Source organism: Allomesorhizobium camelthorni, from assembly GCF_011045125.1.
GTDB classification, from domain to species: Bacteria; Pseudomonadota; Alphaproteobacteria; order Rhizobiales; family Rhizobiaceae; genus Allomesorhizobium; species Allomesorhizobium camelthorni.
Genome location: NZ_JAAKZF010000001.1, coordinates 378,192 through 396,751, shown reverse-complemented (window position 1 = coordinate 396,751; position 18,560 = coordinate 378,192). Strand labels below are relative to the sequence as shown.

19 protein-coding genes are annotated in these 18,560 nt (G+C 63.7%); 8 read left to right on the top strand and 11 right to left on the bottom strand.

The window, feature by feature from the left end; all coding sequences use genetic code 11:
* The first annotated feature begins 23 nt into the window (after window positions 1-23).
* From mnmE to G6N73_RS01985, 5 genes are all read left to right on the top strand, one after another.
* Complete coding sequence (gene mnmE, locus G6N73_RS02005; RefSeq protein WP_165022548.1) at window positions 24-1,346, top strand: tRNA uridine-5-carboxymethylaminomethyl(34) synthesis GTPase MnmE; 1,323 nt, start codon at window positions 24-26, stop codon at window positions 1,344-1,346.
* Window positions 1,347-1,488: 142 nt separating this feature from the next.
* Window positions 1,489-3,363, top strand: coding sequence for a tRNA uridine-5-carboxymethylaminomethyl(34) synthesis enzyme MnmG (gene mnmG, locus G6N73_RS02000; protein ID WP_165022545.1), 1,875 nt, complete (start codon window positions 1,489-1,491; stop codon window positions 3,361-3,363).
* Window positions 3,360-4,016 (top strand): 16S rRNA (guanine(527)-N(7))-methyltransferase RsmG, encoded by a 657-nt coding sequence (gene rsmG / locus G6N73_RS01995; protein ID WP_343044530.1) that lies wholly within the window; start codon window positions 3,360-3,362, stop codon window positions 4,014-4,016. The genes mnmG and rsmG overlap by 4 nt, the downstream gene beginning before the upstream one ends.
* Before the next feature lie 17 nt (window positions 4,017-4,033).
* Window positions 4,034-4,831 carry a ParA family protein gene (locus G6N73_RS01990; RefSeq protein WP_165022541.1) on the top strand — a complete coding sequence of 266 codons (798 nt, stop codon included), beginning with the start codon at window positions 4,034-4,036 and terminating at the stop codon, window positions 4,829-4,831.
* Between the two features lie 33 nt (window positions 4,832-4,864).
* Window positions 4,865-5,740, top strand: coding sequence for a ParB/RepB/Spo0J family partition protein (locus G6N73_RS01985; protein ID WP_165022538.1), 876 nt, complete (start codon window positions 4,865-4,867; stop codon window positions 5,738-5,740).
* 34 nt (window positions 5,741-5,774) lie between these two features.
* Here G6N73_RS01985 and holA read toward each other — a convergent pair whose 3' ends face one another.
* The 8 genes from holA to G6N73_RS01945 all read right to left on the bottom strand — a co-directional run bounded on the left by holA (window position 5,775) and on the right by G6N73_RS01945 (window position 13,557).
* Window positions 5,775-6,824 carry a DNA polymerase III subunit delta gene (gene holA / locus G6N73_RS01980; RefSeq protein WP_165022535.1) on the bottom strand — a complete coding sequence of 350 codons (1,050 nt, stop codon included), beginning with the start codon at window positions 6,822-6,824 and terminating at the stop codon, window positions 5,775-5,777.
* 72 nt (window positions 6,825-6,896) lie between these two features.
* Complete coding sequence (locus tag G6N73_RS01975) at window positions 6,897-7,415, bottom strand: L-2-amino-thiazoline-4-carboxylic acid hydrolase (RefSeq protein ID WP_165022532.1); 519 nt, start codon at window positions 7,413-7,415, stop codon at window positions 6,897-6,899.
* Complete coding sequence (locus G6N73_RS01970; RefSeq protein WP_165022529.1) at window positions 7,412-8,206, bottom strand: ATP-binding cassette domain-containing protein; 795 nt, start codon at window positions 8,204-8,206, stop codon at window positions 7,412-7,414. Before G6N73_RS01970 ends, G6N73_RS01975 begins: the two co-directional genes overlap by 4 nt.
* Window positions 8,203-8,979, bottom strand: coding sequence for an ATP-binding cassette domain-containing protein (locus tag G6N73_RS01965; protein WP_165022527.1), 777 nt, complete (start codon window positions 8,977-8,979; stop codon window positions 8,203-8,205). Before G6N73_RS01965 ends, G6N73_RS01970 begins: the two co-directional genes overlap by 4 nt.
* A complete protein-coding gene (locus G6N73_RS01960) occupies window positions 8,976-9,806 on the bottom strand; it encodes an ABC transporter permease subunit (protein ID WP_165022524.1) in 831 nt (276 codons plus the stop codon). Before G6N73_RS01960 ends, G6N73_RS01965 begins: the two co-directional genes overlap by 4 nt.
* Window positions 9,803-10,789 carry an ABC transporter permease gene (locus tag G6N73_RS01955; protein ID WP_165022522.1) on the bottom strand — a complete coding sequence of 329 codons (987 nt, stop codon included), beginning with the start codon at window positions 10,787-10,789 and terminating at the stop codon, window positions 9,803-9,805. Before G6N73_RS01955 ends, G6N73_RS01960 begins: the two co-directional genes overlap by 4 nt.
* Window positions 10,790-10,817: 28 nt before the next feature.
* Window positions 10,818-12,428 (bottom strand): ABC transporter substrate-binding protein, encoded by a 1,611-nt coding sequence (locus tag G6N73_RS01950; protein ID WP_165022519.1) that lies wholly within the window; start codon window positions 12,426-12,428, stop codon window positions 10,818-10,820.
* A gap of 202 nt (window positions 12,429-12,630) precedes the next feature.
* Window positions 12,631-13,557, bottom strand: coding sequence for a LysR substrate-binding domain-containing protein (locus tag G6N73_RS01945; RefSeq protein ID WP_165022796.1), 927 nt, complete (start codon window positions 13,555-13,557; stop codon window positions 12,631-12,633).
* Window positions 13,558-13,650: 93 nt separating this feature from the next.
* On the opposite strand from G6N73_RS01945, the gene G6N73_RS01940 reads away from it, so the two are divergent.
* On the top strand, window positions 13,651-14,538 hold the full coding sequence (locus G6N73_RS01940) for a DMT family transporter (protein ID WP_165022516.1): 888 nt from the start codon (window positions 13,651-13,653) through the stop codon (window positions 14,536-14,538).
* A gap of 72 nt (window positions 14,539-14,610) precedes the next feature.
* Here G6N73_RS01940 and G6N73_RS01935 read toward each other — a convergent pair whose 3' ends face one another.
* Window positions 14,611-15,006 carry a c-type cytochrome gene (locus G6N73_RS01935; protein ID WP_165022513.1) on the bottom strand — a complete coding sequence of 132 codons (396 nt, stop codon included), beginning with the start codon at window positions 15,004-15,006 and terminating at the stop codon, window positions 14,611-14,613.
* Window positions 15,007-15,211: 205 nt separating this feature from the next.
* On the opposite strand from G6N73_RS01935, the gene G6N73_RS01930 reads away from it, so the two are divergent.
* The gene (locus G6N73_RS01930) at window positions 15,212-16,135 is read left to right on the top strand and encodes a heme o synthase (protein WP_165022511.1); all 924 of its coding nucleotides are present in this window, start codon (window positions 15,212-15,214) and stop codon (window positions 16,133-16,135) included.
* Between the two features lie 316 nt (window positions 16,136-16,451).
* Window positions 16,452-17,282, top strand: coding sequence for a DUF2189 domain-containing protein (locus G6N73_RS01925; RefSeq protein WP_165022508.1), 831 nt, complete (start codon window positions 16,452-16,454; stop codon window positions 17,280-17,282).
* A 136-nt stretch (window positions 17,283-17,418) separates the two neighbouring features.
* Here G6N73_RS01925 and G6N73_RS01920 read toward each other — a convergent pair whose 3' ends face one another.
* Both G6N73_RS01920 and G6N73_RS01915 read right to left on the bottom strand, forming a co-directional pair.
* Window positions 17,419-17,820: a cytochrome C oxidase subunit IV family protein gene (locus tag G6N73_RS01920; RefSeq protein WP_165022505.1), complete on the bottom strand. Its 402-nt coding sequence runs from the start codon at window positions 17,818-17,820 to the stop codon at window positions 17,419-17,421.
* 9 nt (window positions 17,821-17,829) lie between these two features.
* Window positions 17,830-18,552 (bottom strand): heme-copper oxidase subunit III family protein, encoded by a 723-nt coding sequence (locus tag G6N73_RS01915; protein WP_165022502.1) that lies wholly within the window; start codon window positions 18,550-18,552, stop codon window positions 17,830-17,832.
* Window positions 18,553-18,560: the final 8 nt, after the last annotated feature.

Genomic DNA, 18,560 nt, shown 5'->3' with positions numbered 1-18,560 from the left:
ACGATTGGTTCGGGCAGTTTACCATGGTTGAACGAGACACCATTGTCGCGCTGTCGAGCGGCCGGCTTCCGGCCGGCATCGCCGTGGTGCGTATCAGTGGACCCAAGACTCGATTCGTGATCGAAACGATTACAGGGTCGGTCCCGGCACCTCGCTCTGCTCGCTATGGGGCTTTCGCCGACAAGGCAGGTACTCATATCGATTCCGGAATAACGCTGTTTTTTCAAGCGCCCGCCAGTTTTACCGGAGAAGACTCCGCTGAATTGCACGCTCACGGCGGCAAGGCGGTCGTCGCGGCGTTGCTGGATGCGTTGTGCGCTATCGACGGCGTTCGCCTGGCCGAAGCCGGAGAGTTCACCCGGCGGGCATTTCTTAACGGCAAGGTTGATCTCCTGAAGGCTGAGGCGCTCGCCGATCTGGTCAGCGCCGAGACCGAAGCACAGCGACGCTTTGCGGTTCTCAATTCGCATGGCGGGCACAAGGAGCTTTACTCCGGCTGGCGCCAGCGCCTCATTCACGCGAGGGCAATGATCGAAGCCGAGATGGATTTCTCGGACGAAGCCGACGTCCCAGGTTCTGTCGCAGGTCAGATTTGGACCAACATTGACCGGATGAGCGGTGAGATACGACGCCATATCGCCGGCTTCCGCAGAGCGGAAATCATCCGGGATGGCTTCGACGTGGTCATTCTAGGTGCGCCCAACGCCGGAAAATCGAGTCTGTTGAATGCCCTGGCGAAGCGGGATGCAGCTATTGTAACGGATGAACCGGGGACGACACGCGATCTCATCGAGGTTGTTCTTGATCTCGATGGACAAAAGGTGCGGGTAACCGACACGGCCGGGTTGCGCGAGGGCGGCGGAGCGGTCGAAGCGATTGGCATCGAAAAGGCGATTGCCCGGGCGCGCAACGCTGATCTGGTTCTGCTTCTAGAGGACATGACCAATCCGAACTTTGTGACGGAGCTGCCCGCCGGGCTTCCGTTGCTCCGCGTTGGCACCAAATATGACCTGCTTCCGTCGGAGCCTGCCGATCCTGAATTTGACCTCTGTATTTCGGTAGCGTCCAGCTATGGTCTGGACAGGTTGCTGCAGGAGATCTCGAACAGAGCCGAAGCCGCGCTGGGTGAAAGCGTCGATCTGATCCCTTGGCGCGAGCGGCATGTTGCGTTGCTTTCGGAGGCGTTGAAGTTCCTAGAGTCTGCGCGATCGACGGAACAGGCCGGTTACGAGCTGCGAGCGGAAGATCTGCGGCTTGCCTCGGAGCGCATTGGCAGAATTTCTGGCGCTGTCGATGTCGAAGACCTCCTTGATGTCATATTTTCCCAGTTCTGTATCGGGAAGTGACTCACGTGAAACACGCATCGGCCTGACTCACGTGGAACACCGGCGCGGAACAAGCCGCTGGTTTCACGTGAAACATTATTGCGCACCTTGACACTGCCGACCTTTGCGCACATGTCTCCGCCTTCCATCGGAGCCTTTTGTCATGCTGGATAGCTACGACGTCGTTGTGGTCGGGGGAGGTCACGCCGGTTGCGAGGCCGCCAGCGCTGCCGCGCGCGCCGGCGCCAGGACCGCGCTCGTCACGCTTCGCTTCGACACGATCGGCGCAATGTCCTGCAATCCAGCGATCGGCGGTCTTGGCAAGGGCCATCTCGTTCGCGAGATCGATGCATTTGATGGCCTCATGGGGCGAATTGCGGATGCGGCCGGCATCCAGTTCCGCCTGCTGAACCGGAAGAAAGGACCCGCGGTGCGAGGTCCCCGCACCCAGGCCGATCGCAAGCTCTACCGCCAGGCCATGCAATCAGCGATTCGGGAGCAGAAGTCGCTGACCGTGATCGAAGCCGAGGTGACCAGTCTCGAAGTCAGCGACAACCGCGTTACCGGGCTGGGACTTGGTGACGGCCGCACGCTCAAATGCGGTGCGCTCGTTCTGACCACCGGCACCTTCCTTCGCGGGCTCATCCATATAGGCGACCGCAAAATCCCAGCCGGCCGGATGAATGAAAAGGTTGCACTTAAGCTTTCGGAAAGCATGATGCGCGCCGGGTTCAAGCTTGGCCGGCTGAAGACGGGGACACCGCCGAGACTCGATGGCCGGACAATCGCCTGGGATTCGCTTGAGAAGCAGGCGGCGGATGCCGAGCCGATGCCCTTCTCGCTGATGACGGACCGAATTTCCAACCCGCAGATCGAATGCGCGATCACCAGGACAACGCCGTCGACGCACGAAGTTATCCGTGCAAATCTCGGCCGTTCGGCCATGTATTCCGGCTCGATCGAGGGGGTGGGTCCGCGCTACTGCCCGTCGATCGAAGACAAGATTGTCAAGTTCGGCGACCGTGAAGGCCATCAAATCTTCCTGGAGCCGGAGGGTTTGGACGACCACACAATCTACCCGAACGGGATTTCAACTTCGCTGCCCGAAGAGGTGCAGCTGGAGATCCTGAAGACTATCCCCGGGCTCGAACACGCAGTCATGCTGCAGCCGGGCTACGCAATCGAGTACGACCATATCGATCCGCGTGAACTTGCCCCGACGCTGGAGACCAGGCGTGTTGCGGGCCTCTACCTCGCTGGCCAGATTAACGGCACAACCGGCTATGAAGAAGCTGCAGCGCAAGGTTTGCTGGCGGGGTTGAATGCCGCGCGCCGGGCTTCAGGCGATGACCAGATCGTCATCGGCCGGACGGAAGCCTATATCGGGGTGATGGTGGACGATTTGACGAGCCGCGGCGTCAGCGAGCCCTATCGCATGTTCACGTCGCGGGCGGAGTTCAGGCTCTCCTTGCGCGCCGACAATGCTGACGAGCGACTGACGCCGATGGCAACTCGGCTAGGAGTGGCTTCCATCGCGCGGCAGGAACGGTTTGCGGAGATCCGCGGGCGCTTGAATGATGCGCGCAAGCTGGCAAAGGCCAAGATGCTGACGCCAAGCGAGGCCAGGCGCCACGGCATCGAGGTCAATATGGATGGGATACGCCGCTCGGCCTATGATCTATTGGCCTATCCCGAGATGGATATGGCGCGCCTCGCCGAGATCTGGCCGGAGCTTCGCTCGATTGGTCCGAAAGCAGCCGAAAGCCTCGAAACCGAGGCGCGTTATGCAGTCTATCTCGACCGCCAGATGGCGGACGTTGCCCATATGCGTCGCGAAGAGCAGCGGTTGATCCCCGACGACATTGACTTCTCAAAAGTTCCGGGCCTGTCCAATGAGCTCAAGCAGAAGATGCGGGAGCGCCGGCCGCGTTCCGTTGCCGCCGCCGAGCGAATGGAGGGGATGACGCCCGCTGCGCTGGCGATCATCGTTTCGCATATCCGCAATGTCGAGCGCGCGCCAAGCAGGGACGTGGCGTGACGACAACAACAGCATGGGAAGAGCTGTGCCGCGTCGCAGGCCCCGTTTCACGTGAAACATTTGAGCGGCTGGTTGCATTCGAGGCCCTCTTCCAGAAATGGGCGCGCCGAATAAACCTGTCCGCGCCTTCCACACTGAACGATGTGTGGTCCCGGCATATTCTTGACAGCGCCCAACTGCTTCGCCTTGCTCCTGAGGCGCAGCGCTGGCTCGACCTCGGATCAGGCGGCGGTTTCCCGGGCTTGGTATTGGCTATTCTGCTTTCGGAACGTCCGGCCGCGCATGTTGATCTCGTTGAAAGCAATCGAAAAAAGGCGGCCTTCCTGCAGTCGGTGATCGGGCAGTTTGGCCTTCCGGCGCGCGTCCACGCGCTGCGTGTTGGCGACGTATACGCCTCGCTTGGCACTCCTGATGTGGTGACAGCCCGTGCGCTGGCGCCGCTATTTTCACTGCTAGGCCTGGCGGAGCCCTGGCTATCGGCGGGCGCAACTGGGCTGTTTCATAAAGGCCGGGATTACCGCAATGAGATCGAAGAAAGCGCTCACCAGTGGCGCTTCGACCTGTTAGAACATCGAAGCATGATCGACCCGCAAAGCGTGATTCTCGAGATTCGCGACCTAACTCCCAAAATCGTGACGCGCCTGAACCAATGAACGCATTGAATCGGATCATGAAGACTGGCCCACGCATCATCACAGTCGCCAACCAGAAGGGCGGCGTCGGCAAGACCACCACCGCGATCAATCTGGCGACGGCGCTGGCGGCAATCGGCGAGCGCGTGCTGATCGTCGATCTCGATCCGCAAGGCAATGCCAGCACCGGACTTGGGATAGACCGTCGCGATCGGATTTCTTCGTCCTACGACGTGCTGACCGGGGCCCTGGCGCTGGAGGACGCGGCCATGCCGACGGCCGTCCCGGGCCTATCAATCGTTCCATCCACGCTCGACCTCCTAGGCGTCGAAATGGAGATAGCAGGCGCGCCGGATCGTGTGCTCAGGCTGCGCAACGCGGTGCGGGCCTCTTCGCAGCGTTCCGATACCTACAGCTACGTGCTGATAGACTGCCCGCCCTCGCTTAATCTCCTCACGCTCAACTCGATGGCCGCTGCCGATTCGGTGCTGGTGCCGCTGCAGTGCGAGTTCTTCGCGCTCGAAGGTCTGAGCCAGCTGCTTGAAACCGTCGAACAGGTGCGCGGCTCGATCAATCCGGACCTCTCGATCCAGGGCATCGTGTTAACCATGTATGACGGCCGCAACAATCTCGCTAACCAGGTGGTCGAGGATGTGCGCGCCCATATGGGCGAGAAGGTCTACGAGACGATCATTCCGCGCAATGTCCGTGTTTCGGAAGCGCCATCGCACGGTAAGCCGGCGATCCTCTATGATTTGAAGTGCTCGGGCAGCCAGGCCTATCTGCAGCTCGCATCCGAAGTGATCCGCCAGGAACGCAAACTACGCGCCGCATGAACCGATTCGCGAACGAAACAGTCTGGACTGACCATGAGTGACGACCCTTCAAGAAGAAGGCTGGGACGCGGGCTTGCCGCGCTGATCGGCGAAATGGACAAGCCGGCGGCGGTGGAAACGCATGCGGCGCCGGCCGACGGCCAAGTGCCGATCGAGTTCATTGCGCCCAACCCGCGCAACCCGCGCCGGAATTTTGGCGACGCAGATCTCGCCGATCTTGCCCAGTCGATTCGAGAACACGGTGTGGTGCAGCCGGTGGTCGTTCGGCCCTCGGGCGAAGCCGGGCGCTACGAGATCATCGCCGGCGAGCGGCGCTGGCGGGCAGCCCAGCGCGCCGGTCTGGCCCAGATCCCGGTCATTGTGCGCGACGTCAATGATCGTACCGCGCTCGAACTCGCCATCATCGAAAACGTCCAGCGTACCGACCTTAACCCGGTCGAGGAGGCGCTCGGCTACCAGCAACTGATCGAGGAGCACAATTACACGCAGGCCGATCTCGGCCAGGTCATAGGCAAGAGCCGCAGCCATGTCGCGAACACGCTGCGCCTGCTCAAGCTGCCCGATGTCATCCGCGACATGCTCATCAATGGCGATTTGTCAGCAGGCCATGCCCGCGCGCTCGTTTCCGCTGCCGACCCGGCGGGCCTTGCCAAGCGCATCGTTGAGGACGGTCTTTCGGTGCGCCAGGCCGAGGCCTTGGCGCAGCTGCCAGCCGAAAGCCATCGCGAACCGTCGCCTCCCGCTGCTTCGCGCGACAAGGATGCCGACACGCTGGCTCTGGAAAAACTGCTGTCCGATGTGACCGGGCTGAAGGTCGCGATTGCTCACCGCGACCGCGGCGGTGAGGTGCGCATCGGCTACAAGACACTGGAACAGCTTGACGATTTATGCCGGCGACTGAAGCACTAAAGACGAGGGAAGCCGGGTGAGATTAGCCGGCTAATCAGGTGCGGTTTCGCTGCGCGAGCCGGGCACTTTCAACGGCGATGCCCAGAAGCGCCTGACGCGCGATCGCGGTGGAAAGGTCCGGACGCTTGCGGGTTTGCAGCACTGCGTCCTGAAGCCTTGCCAAAGCCCGCGCCAGGGCCTCGGTGTGCCAGCGCTCCAGCGCCGTCTCGACTGTCTTTCTCCGCGAAAAGAAGACCGGCGGCCGCGCTCCGGCGACAACTGCAGCTGCGTTGCGCCCGCCAGCCTCCATCGCGCCGCGCATCAGGTGCAGAGCCTGAAACTGGCGCATGGCGGCGGCCAGCACCAGGAAAGGCTGGCTTCCGGAAAGGACCTGGCGGGTGAAAACCACGTCGAACGTGTCGATTCTGCCTTCGAGCACGGCGTCGACCGCATCGTCGAAGGAGAGGCCGGAAACGTCGCCGATCGACGCCTTCACATCATCCAGGCCGATTTCCCGTTGCCCCTGCGCGTAAAGGACAAGCTTCTGGATTTCACCGCGCGAAGCGAGCCGGTCGCCGCCGAGATTGCGGCGCAGCGCCTGCCGCGCCTCGAGCGTCAGCGACATCCCCGCTTTCTGCATCTCGTCGTCGATGATGGCGTCGATGCCGCGCGCTTCGTCGGCGTAACAGGGGAGCGCCATAGCGCCGACGCTTGCTTCGACGACGGTCCTGAGCGCCGCGCCCTTTTTCAGGTCGCCGGCTTCTATCAGCACGATGGCGTCGCGCGGCGGTTCGGCGCACAGGGCCTTGACGTCCTCAGCCAGGGATTTCTGGCCTGCGGCATTGCGCACCCAGAGCAGCCGCCGTTCGGAAAACATCGGAACGGTGCGCGCCTCGTCGAGCAGGCGGCCCTGCTCGCGTTCGATCTCGGCCCCGTCGAGGCGCACCACCGAGAATGGGTCATCAAGCGGCAGTCCAGTCTTTTCCGCAAAAGCCCTCGCCCGCTCGGCCACCAACCCGCGGTCCGGACCGTAGAACAAGACGATCGTAGCCCCGGTTGGCCGGGCCAGCCACGCGTCGACTTCATGGGCTTTCTTCTGTGCCATCGCTTCCGGTTAGCATGGCGTTTCGCTACGGCGAAGCCCGAATTCGCGGTTGTTCCAGGTCATGGCCGGCGTTCATTCCCGGTCCGCCGCTTCCCTGTCGGTCAGACGGATGTGGCAGCATCCGTCGCCGTGGCCCGGCTTCCAGGTGACATTGGCGAAACGCACGCCGGTCGCCTCGAACAATCCGCGGTCGAAGGCGCCAGCAATGCGGCAAAGCGTGGCGAGCTTCTCGTCGCTGACGCCGGCTTCCACCCAGGCATCCTTGAGCGGGCAGCGCTTCACCTTGAATTCTATGCTGGTTTCGCTGCGCAGCACGTCTGTCGGGTACATGCGGCCATCATCCGGACTGACGGACAGGAATGCCTCGCCGATGGCGCGCGCGTCGTTCGGGCCGAAATCGGCGAACGCCGCTTCCGCCACCTCGCGGCCGCGCCGCCCGACTGCCCGCACCATGATCTCTTCGGCCTTTGCCGCGCCGAACTCCGCCTCCAGCTCGGCATAGAACAGCCGGTAGAGGTCGGCCCGATTGCGGAAGGCCGCATCGAGTTCGCGGCTCAGCCTTTCCGCCCTTTGCGAAAGTTTATCGATCATTCCGCCTCCTTCGAAACCGGCTGGGCGAGGCTTGGCATGGCCGCAACCAGCGCCTTGCCTATCGGCGAACTGGGCGCGGCGATAATCTGTCGCGCCTCGCCCGTTTCGGCAATCGCTCCCGCATCCATAACGGCCACGCGGTGCGCGACCCGAGCCACCACGCCGAGATCGTGCGAGATGAACAGGTACGAGATGCCCTCGTCTAGCTGCAGCGAGACCAGCAGGTCCAAAATGTCGGCGCGCACGGACACATCAAGCGCCGAAAGCGCTTCGTCGAGCACGATCAGAGATGGTTTTGTCGCGATGGCGCGGGCAATCGCCACGCGCTGGCGCTGGCCGCCGGAGATTTCGTGGATGGCGCGGAGGGTGAGCGCCGGCGAAAGGCCGACCCGCTCCAGCAGCGTCTCAACCGCGCGAGGCCGCTCGTCGCGTCCGGCCAGCCCGTGAATGCGCAACGGGTCGTCGAGGACCCGGCCGACCGTCGCGCGCGGATTGAACGCAGAGCGCGGATCCTGAAAAACCATTTGCAGCCGCGGCCGCATCGCCCGCAGCTTTTCGCCGCGCAGCGCCATGAGATCCTGTCCTTCGAAATGGATGCTGCCAGCATCGGCATCAGCAAGCCGCAGCAGCAATCTGGCCACCGTCGACTTGCCGCTGCCGGATGGGCCGACCAGCGCAAAGGTCTCGGCGCGGTTGACCTGGAATGAGACGCCATCGAGCGCCGTGATCGTCCGGCCCGCGCGCCGATAGTGTTTGGAAAGGCCGGATACGGCAAGCAGCGGCTCGCTCATCCGCGCTCCTCAGCCGCCGGACCAAAACTCGCCTCGATCAGCGAGCGCGTATACGAATGCGCAGGCGAGCGCAGTAGCTCGCCCGTCTCTCCGATTTCGAGGAGACGGCCGTGGCGGAACACCGCGATGCGATCGGCGAGCTGCGCGGCAAGCGCGATATCGTGGCTGATGAACAGAAGCGACATTGAATCCTCTGTCACCAGCCGCCCGATCAGCGCGACGATCTCTGCCTGGACGATCGTGTCGAGCGCGCTGGTCGCCTCGTCGGCAATCAGCAGGCTGGGCCGCGCGGCAATTGCCGCTGCGATCGCAACGCGCTGCTTTTGGCCACCGGAGAGCTGATGGGGGTAGGCTCGCGCGACCGCCTCCGGATCGGGCAGGCGGACGCGGCCGAGCAGGTCGGTGGCGAGGCCAAAGGCCTCGCGCCAGGTCAGCGCCAGATGCGTCCGCGCCACCTCGGCGACCTGCTCGCCGACGGGCAGCACTGGGTTGAGGCTCGCCGACGGATCCTGGAAGACGAAACCGATGTCGCGTCCGTTCAGCGGAGCGTGGCCAAGACCCGGCCAGGCTATGCTTCCGTCGAACTTCGTGCCGGCGGGCAGCAGGCCCGCGATTGCGAGCGCCAGCGTGCTCTTGCCGGAACCGCTCTCGCCGATCACCGCCAGGCATTTGCCGGCTTCCATGTCGAGGTCGACATGTTTCAGCGCCTCGACCCCCTGCCCGTCACGTCTGTAGCGCACGCCGAGATTGCCGATTGAAAGCCGGGTCGTCACGCATTCATCCGTCTGGTTGCGCTGGTCTCTACAAGCCCTTCGCCGGCTAAGTAGACGCCGAGCACGGTTAGCACGAGGGCCACTCCCGGAATGATCGACAGATAGGGAGCAGAGCGCAGCACGGCGCGACCCTCTGCGATCATGCCGCCCCAGGTGACGCGGTTGGGGTCGCCAAGGCCCAGAAAAGAAAGCGCTGCCTCGGTCAGGATCGCCGCGGCGACGATCACCGACGACAGCGCCAGCACCGGCGGAAGCGCATTGGGCAGGATTTCTCGGAAGGCGATCTCCAGCGGGTGCATGCCGATCACCCTCGCACCGGCGACATAGTCGCGCTCGCGGATCGAAAGCACTTCGGCCCGGGCGATTCGCGCCGGCCCGGTCCAGGCGCCTAGCGTGATGGCGACAATGACGGTGGCGAGCGAAGGACCGGCCACACTGACGAAGGCGAGCGCCAGCAGGAAGCCGGGCACGGTCTGGAAAGCGTCTGTGATCCGCATCAAGATCTCGTCTAAAAGACCGCCCGCGAAGCCGGCCAGCGTGCCGACCACCGCCCCGATCAGGATCGCGCCTGCGGCGGCGGCCAGACCGACGGCCAGCGATGCGCGCGCGCCGTGAAACAGCCCCGCCATCACATCGCGACCGAGCCTGTCGGTGCCGAGCGGCAGCGTCCAATCCTGGAAAGGCCGAAGCAGCGCCGGCCCGGCGATAGATTGCGGGTCGCGTGGAAAAAACCACGGCGCCGAGAGCGCCATGGCCAGCAACGCCGCCAGAATGAGCGCGCCGGCAACCGCCTCGGGCGTGCGCAGGAAGCGGCGGAGCGCGATCATGCCGCCTCCCCGCTCGAGCCGACGCGTGGGTCGAGCCCGGCGTAGAGAAGATCGACCGCCAGATTGACGGCGATCACCAGCACTGCGCTGACAAGGATGATGCCAAGCAGCAACGGTGTATCGCGCGCGGCGACCGCTTCTTGCGCCAGCCGGCCAAGCCCGGGAACGGAAAACACGCTTTCGATAACGACGCTGCCGCCAAGCATCGCCGCCGATTGCAGGCCGAGCATCGTCACCAGCGGCAGCAGCGCGTTGCGCGCGACATGGCGCAGCACGATGCGCCGCCGCCCAATCCCCCTTGCCCGCGCGGCAAGCACGAAATCCATGCGCCATACCTCGGCCATGCCGACCCGCATCATGCGCAAATAGAGCGCCAGATAGATGAAGCCGAGGCTCGCCACCGGCAGGACGAGATGGCGGGCAATGTCCAGCGCGCGCGGGGCTCCGGTCTTGCCCGAGGCGATCGTCTCGATGCCGCCGAGCTGCAGCCAGCGCAGCTGCACCGAAAAGATGACGATGAGCACGAGGCCCAACCAGAAGCCGGGCACGGCATAAAGCGCGAGCGAGCCGATCGACAGGAACCGGTCGCGGAAGCTGCCTGGCCGCGAACCGGCGACGATGCCGAGAAAGGTTCCAAGGCAGAAGGAAAGCGCGGTGGCGCTGCCCATCAGGAGCAGGGTGTCGGGCAGCCGCTCCAGTATCACGTCGAGGTTCGGCCGCGAAAAGGCCACCGAGTGCCCGAGGTCGAGCCGCGCCAGCGATGAGATGTAGACGGCGAAGCGGGTCGCCGCGGATTGATCGAGCCCCCAGCGCCGCCGCAACTCCTCGATCATGCTGGCATCGCCGCCAACCGAGACGACATAGGCGTCGACCGCATCGCCGGGCGCAGCCTCAAGCAGCAGGAACGTGCCTGTGATCACGATCAGCAGAACAGCAATGCTGCCGATCAGGCGGCGGCGTATGAGACGGAGGGCGCGGTTCATGACGTCGGCTGCGTCTCCCCCGCCAGCCTCATCCTTCGATCCAGGTGTCGGCCCAATTCGAGACCGCCCATCGCGGATTGTTCGACACCTCCTTCACCGAGGAGCGCGCCACGGTAATGAAGCCCCATTCGGCGACATTGATCAGCGGCAAATCTTCCGCGACCATCTTCTGGAAGTCGACGTAGAGCGCGATGCGCTGGTCGGGGTCGAGCGTTTCGGCCGCCTTGGCGATCAGCGCGTCCAGTTCGGGATTGGCGTAGCCGCCCTGGTTGGAGAACGGCACGCCGTCCGGAATGCCGCTCTGCACCAGAATGGTCGTCGAAATGGCCGGATCGCCGCGGAAGACAGGCGGAGCGATCGCAAGGTCGAAGGTGTGGTCAGTGTAGACCGCCTTCTGATGTGCGGCGGCATCGTTGTTGACCAGCTCGGCGTCGATGCCGATCTCGGCCAGCGCCTGGCGCAGATAATCGCCGAACTGCTTCGTCTCATTGAAATAGGGCGCCGGCAAAAGCTTCAGCGCGAAGCGTGTGCCGCCTTCGCCGCGCTTGTAACCAGCTTCGTCGAGCAGCGCATTGGCCTTGGCGACGTCGAAAGCATAGGTCGGCACATCGCTCGAATAGAACTGCACGTCGTTGCGTGGCACCGGCCCGGTGGAGGCGGTCGCATAGCCGAGGAATATCGTCTTAACGACGAACTCCTTGTCGATCGCATGCGCGATCGCCTGCCGGACCTTGCGGTCGGCCAGCTCCTTGCGGCGGTGGTTGATCTCGACGACGAGCTGATAGGTCAGCGTCTCGTAGCCCTTCGAGATCACCCCTATGCCCGGCACTTTCGAGATGCGCTCGAGATCGGCGAGCGGCACTGCCGAGAAAGCCGCCAGATGGATCTCCTCCGCCTCCAGCGCGCCAGCAGCCGCCGCCCTGTCGGGCAGGACGCGGTAGATGATTTCATCGAGCCTCGGCTGATCCTCGCCCCAATAGGCATCGTACTTCTCCAGCCGGTAATATTCGCCCGGCCTGTGCTCGGCGAATTTGAACGGCCCGGTGCCGACCGGAGCAGTATTGGCCGGATTGTCGGCGATCTCGCTTACTTCGTAGAGATGCTTGGGAACGACGCTGGTCAGCGCCGGCAGGGCGTTGCGGATGAGCTGGAACGGCGTCGGCCTGGCGAAGCGGAATATCGCCGTGTGGTCGTCCGGCGTGTCGACAGCTTCCAGGTCCTTGAACACGACGCGGCCGAGATTCTGCAGCGGCTTCCAGACCTGCAGCGCCGAGAAGGCGACGTCGGCCGAGGTGAACGGTTTGCCGTCGTGCCAGGTGACCCCCTCGCGCAGCTTGAAAGTGACGGTCAGTCCGTCGGCCGAGCCTTCCCAGCTTGTCGCGAGCCGCGGCTCCAGGCCGTCCTTGCCGGTGAAGGAGGCTTCAGCCAGCGGTTCGACGATCTTGCTGGCGACGAAGAAGACGCCGTTGGACGCGATAATCGCCGGGTTCAGATTGCGGGGCTCGGAATCGGCGGCGGCGATCAGCCGGCCGCCATTGGTGGGCGTTTGCGCCCGAAGTGCAGCAGGCAGCGCCGTCGAGGCCAGCAGGAAGGTCGACCCGGCGAGAACGCCGCGCCTGGAAATCGCAAAATCGGACATGGCACCACTCCATTGCAGCGTCGCACAACGCGGCCATGCACTGGCCGTTCTGCCCTAGGACGCTTCACAATTCAGCATATCCACGGTCCCGGCAACTGGGCCAGAGAAGGAAATATTGTTGCGCGGCGGCAAAGCGGAATCGCCGTCCAATCTGCGGCCGGTTTCCGTCTGCTTCGCAACTTGCCTGTCGGTAAGCTGCCGCTTACTTCTCCGCCTGAAGGAAATCCTCTACCGCCTGCGGGTTGAGTCCGGCGGCGCTTCCGATGCGCTTCGCCAGCTCGGCTGCCGCGGGCCGCAATCGGCCGATGGGCCGGTCCATCCAGTAGGAAACCGGGTTGAGCACGCGGCGATCATCGGCAGCCACGATGCGGCCGGCTTCGATCTGGCTCGCCGTCAGCGGCGGCCTGGCCAGCGCGACGCCCAGCCCGTGCGCGGCCGCGGCAAGCACGAGATTGTAATCCTCGAAACGCCGGTCTTGGGGACGGGGCCGGTAGTCGATGCCCTGCTCGCCGAACCAGGCGCGCCAGCCCGAAGCATCCGAATCATGGATCAGCGGATAGTCGAGAAGGCGCTCGGGACGGCCGCTGCCGATCCGGTCCGCGAGTTCGGGCGAAGCGATCGGAAAACACCATTCCTCAAACAGCTTGACCGACACCCGGCCGGGTATACGCCCGCGCCCGCAGCGTATGGAAATGTCGATGCCTTCCTCGTCGAGATCGGTTTGATGAATATCGATGTCGAGCACGATGCGCAGTTTCGTCGGGCCGTTTTCCAGCGCCGAAAGGCGGGGCATCAACCACAGCGCGCAGATCGACGGGATCGAGGTCAGCCGCACCACCGCCGCGCCGCGCGGCTCGCTCCAGCGGTCGGTCGTGTCGGCGATCAGCGCGAAAGCCTCATTGGTGCGCAGGTAAAGCCGTTGGCCCTCCAGCGTCAGCGAAACCCCGCGCGCGCCGCGCTCGAACAGCTTCAGGCCGAGCCACGCTTCCAGCTTGGCGATCTGGCGGCTGACCGCGCCGTGCGTGAGGTTCAGCCATTCGGCGGCGGAGGAAAAGCTGCCCATGCGCGCGGCCGCCTCGAAGGCGCGCAGTGTTTCGAGCGGCAGTATCGGTTGTGAGCTGTGATCCATGCTCACAGCTGAACCTCGATTTATTCGTTTGTCAACAGGCTGCGCCGGGCGCTTTCTGTGGCCGAAATCTCGCACCGCATGAAGAGGCAGACTATGACCGCCAGTACCGTCGCACTCGCTCGCCCGGTCGATCCGATCACGATAGCCGCGGTTGCGGTGACCGTCGTCGCCTGGGCATCGGCATTTCCGGCGATACGCGCCGGTCTCGCCGCCTTCGGCCCGCTGGAACTTGGCGCGCTGCGCTTCGCCATCGCGGCTGTACCTGCCGCGATCTTCCTGCTCGTCACACGTCCGCCGCTTCCGGCGCTGAAGGAGGTGTGGCGCTTCGCGACCGGCGGGCTGGTCTTCGTGGCGATCTACACGGCGCTTCTCAACTATGGCGAGTTGACCGTGTCAGCCGGAGCCGCAAGCTTCATCATCAATGTCAGCCCGATCATGACCGCCGGCTTCGCCATGATCGTACTTGGCGAGCGGTTCTCGGCGTTGGCCTGGGCCGGAACTTTTCTCTCCTTCGCCGGCATCGGCATCATCGCGCTCGGCGAAGGGCAGGGCCTGAGCTTCGACCGCGGCGCGCTGCTGATCCTCGGCGCGGCGGTCTGCACCGCCACCAACACGATCGTGCAGAAGCCACTGTTTACCCGCCACAAGCCGCTTACCGTGTCGGCGTGGAACATGGTGTTCGGTGCGCTGTGCCTGTCGCCGGCATTGTCCAGCGCGCTGTCGCAGGCGTCGGCGGCGAGCACGGAAGGCCTGATGGCCGCGATCTATCTCGGCATCGTGCCGGGCCTTGTCGCCTACGCCAGCTGGGCGGTGGCGCTGTCGCGCCTGCCTGCCTCCCGCGCTTCCAACTTCCTCTATTGCGTACCGCCGGTGGCGACGCTGATCGGTTTTCTCTGGCTCGGCGAAGTCCCGACCAGCCTCGGAATCCTGGGCGGCGCGCTGGCGCTCGGCGGCGTGGCCATCGTCAACCTTCGGCGCTGAAACAAACGATTGGAGCCCGTTCCGACTTGATCGAAATGGGTCAGGGACCGGGCTGGCTGCCGGTGCTTTCGCTCAGGGTTTCGGATCGGCTTTCAGATAGGCGATGACGTTGGCGATGTCGGCGTCATCCTTCAGGCCCGGAAACGCCATCTTGCCCTTGGGGATTACCGCTTTCGGATCGCGCAGATATTCGGTGAGGTTGGCATCGTCCCAGACCAGCCCGCCCGCACCTGCTTCCTTCATGTTCGCGGAATATTTGGACTGGAAGCTTTCGAGCGTGCCAGCCGTGCGACCGACCACGCCGACAAGATGTGGTCCGATCTTGTCCTTTTCGACATCGGCATTGTGGCACGCTCTGCATTTGTTAAAGACCGTTTTTCCCGCGGCCGCGTCCTGCGCATAAGCGGGCAGCGGGGCAAGGACGGCTGCGGCAAGAAATGCCGAGGCAAAGCTAATGGTCGATTTCATGATGCGGTTTTCCTCCGTGAGCAAAGCGAGCAAAGCCAATCCGGGCGAGGTTACCGACTAAAGACGTGCAAGGCCAGCCGGTTCCAGGGTGCGACGATGTGCAGCGGCAAGGTCTCCCGTTCGGGGCAGTATAGAGGCTGCTTCAGATTGCAAATGAGGCGTGGGCTGCTAGGCTGACCGATGCAATCGGTGGTCGTCTGAAGCCATGTCGGACCAGGAAAGCCGTCTCAACGACGCCGGCGTCCGCCTCGCCGGGGCGATAGCCGGCGATTTCTTCGCTCTCCTGAAACCGCGCGTCATGGCGCTTTCCGTCTTCACCGCCTTTGTCGGGCTGGTGGCCGCACCCGGAATCATCAACCCCGCCGTGGCGGTCACCGCCATTCTCGCCATCGCGCTCGGCGCGGGCGCTGCCGGCGCGCTCAACATGTGGTACGACGCCGACATTGATGCCGTGATGTCGCGGACCTCCCGGCGGCCGATTCCGTCTGGCCGCGTCATGCCGGCCGAAGCGCTCGGCTTCGGCCTCGTTCTTTCCACCCTGTCGGTTCTGGCGCTCGGCATGCTGGCCGGGTATCTGGCGGCTGCGCTGCTCGCCTTCACCATCTTCTTCTATGTCGTCGTCTATACGATGTGGCTGAAGCGCTCGACGCCGCAGAACATCGTGATCGGCGGGGCGGCGGGCGCGCTGCCGCCCGTGATCGGCTGGGCCGCAGCAACCGGCTCGGTCGGACTGGAAAGCGTGATCCTGTTCCTCATCATCTTCTTCTGGACGCCGCCGCATTTCTGGGCGCTCGCTTTGTTCAAGGCGAGCGACTACGCCACCGCCGGGATACCGATGATGCCGAACGTCGCAGGCGAAGCCTCGACCCGCAAGCAGATCCTCGCCTATTCGCTGCTGCTGGCGCCCGTCGGCGTGGCGCCCTGGTTGTCCGGCTTTGCAAGCGGCGTCTACGGGCTGGCGTCGGCGACCCTCGGCGCGGGCTTTGTCTGGTATGCGTGGAAGGCGCTCGCCGCACCCGATGCGGGCATGAGGAACGCCAAGGCGCTGTTTGACTATTCGATCGTTTATCTTTTCGCGATTTTCGCCGTGCTGCTTGGCGACAGCATTGCGGCGCGCGCGCTCAGTTAAGTCGGCTGGAGCCGTTCTCCGCGCTCACAATGGTATTCCGCAGAAGCCGAGCAACAGCAGAATGGCTATGCCCAGGCCGAGAATGAACACCGTCTTTGCGTCCATGACCTGCCCCCCAAGCCGTTTGGCCAGAGTACCCAAGAAAAGTCGTAAAGGCCAGAAGAGCAGTTGGCCGTGCGCAGATGGGGGCGACAAATCGTCTCGGGCAAGTTATGTTGACGGCGGTGCAGGTCGCGGTTTTGCGTGACCCAGTCACGCTGGACGGCAGCACCGTGAATCGCGACCCCACCGGACCTGGTCCAGGAGGAAAATGGTCATGGCGAATTTTCACGTGCTTGCAGGCTCCAACAAGAAGAAGGCCGTGGCTCAACCCACGGTTCGCCAGATAAAAATCGCGGATGTCTTCGATGCGTTGCGTCGAGGGTTCGACGATTTCTGGGAAAAGCCGTCGCATTATGTCTTTTTGTGCCTGATCTACCCCGTCATCGGTGTGATCCTGATCACATGGACGTCCGGCGGCAATGCCCTGCAGCTCATCTATCCGCTCATCACCGGTTTCGCCTTGCTTGGACCCTTGGCCGCGCTCGGCCTCTATGAAATCAGCCGGCGGCGGGAACTCAACCTCGACTCGTCCTGGACGCATGCGCTCGAGGTGCGGAACTCACCGGCCATCCCGTCGATTATCGCTGTCGGTGTCCTGCTCCTGGGGCTGTTCGTCGCCTGGCTGCTTGCCGCGCAAGCGTTGTTCAACTGGCTCTACGGGGCCGACGTGCCGACGTCGATCACGGCCTTCGTGTCCGACGTGCTCACCACCGAACGTGGCTGGACGCTGATCCTGCTCGGCAACGCGATCGGCTTCCTGTTCGCGCTGGTGGTGCTCAGCACCACTGTCGTTGCCTTTCCGCTGCTGCTCGATCGGGATGTCGGCGCATACGCGGCCATCGAGACCTCGGCCCGCGTGATGATCGCAAACCCGGTGCCGATCGTCCTGTGGGGTCTGATCGTGGCGATCGCGCTGGTTGCCGGGTCGCTGCCGCTTTTCGTCGGCCTGGCCATCGTTATACCGGTGCTCGGCCACTCCACCTGGCACCTTTACCGCAAGGTGGTCGAAACCCCGCCGGCCAAAAGGCGGCGCGCTCAGCGCTGAGCGAATCGGAGCGTTGGTTGATCGCTGTTTCCTCTCCCCTGCGAAGCGGGTGAGAGGTGGCGGCGTGCGAGCCGAGGGGGCATGTCACCGCATCCCATGTCGTGCGCTGCCTGCTTCAATCTGTTTGAAACAGGCCCTATCCGCCCGTGCCGAAGAAGTTCAGGCGCGTCAGGGCCGTATAGTCGGCCTCGAAGACCATTAGCGCCACGAACACCAGCACCGCCACCGGCGGCAGCAGGATGGCGTAGCTCAGCGCTGGCCGCTCAAAAGCCATGTGCATGAACACGGCGACGATCAGCCCCGCCTTCAGCACCATGAAGATCAGGATCAGGGTCCATCTGAGGTAGCCCTCGAAGCCAACATAGTCGACGAGATAGGAGCAGGCGCTGAGAATGAACAGCCAGCCCCAGACTATGAGATAGAGCCTGATCGGGTGCTCCTGGTGCACCTCCGCATGCGCCGTCGCCGCCGCCGCGTCGTGCCCGTGCGCATGCGCGCCATGGGAATGTCCCGAGCTGTGTGCCGTTGCTTCAGCCATGTCCGCCTCTCACCACAGATAGAAAAATGCGAAGATGAAGACCCAGACGAGATCGACGAAGTGCCAGTAGAGGCCCATGATCTCGACGCTCTCGTAATTACCTCTTCGGCTTGTGAAAAAGCCCCGCTCGCCGACATCGTAGTCGCCGCGCCAGACCTTCCGCGCCACGATGAGCAGAAAGATCACACCGATCGTGACGTGGGTGCCATGGAAGCCGGTGATCATGAAGAAGGTCGCGCCGAACTGCTCGGCGCCCCACGGATTTCCCCATGGCCGCACGCCCTCGCTGATCAGCTTTGTCCATTCGAAGGCCTGCATGCCGACGAAGGTCGCGCCGAGCGCGGCGGTGGCCAGCATCAGGATCGCCGACATCTTGCGGTTGCGCCTGTATCCCTGCATCACCGCCATCGCCATGGTGCCGGAAGACGAGATCAGGACGAAGGTCATGATGGCGATCAGCAGCAGCGGAACGCTGACATCGCCGATATGCAGGCTGAACACCTCGCTCGGATTGGGCCACGGCACCACCGTCGACATGCGCGCGCTCATGTAGGCGAGCAGGAAGCAGCCGAAGATGAAGGTGTCGGACAGGAGGAAGATCCACATCATGGCCTTGCCCCAGGAGACGTTCTTGAACGCCCGCTGGTCGGAAGACCAGTCCGAAGCGATGCCCCGCCACCCGTCCGGCCGCGGCCCGATCCCGGTCGTGTTCGTCAGCGTCGTCTCTGCCATCCGCTTTT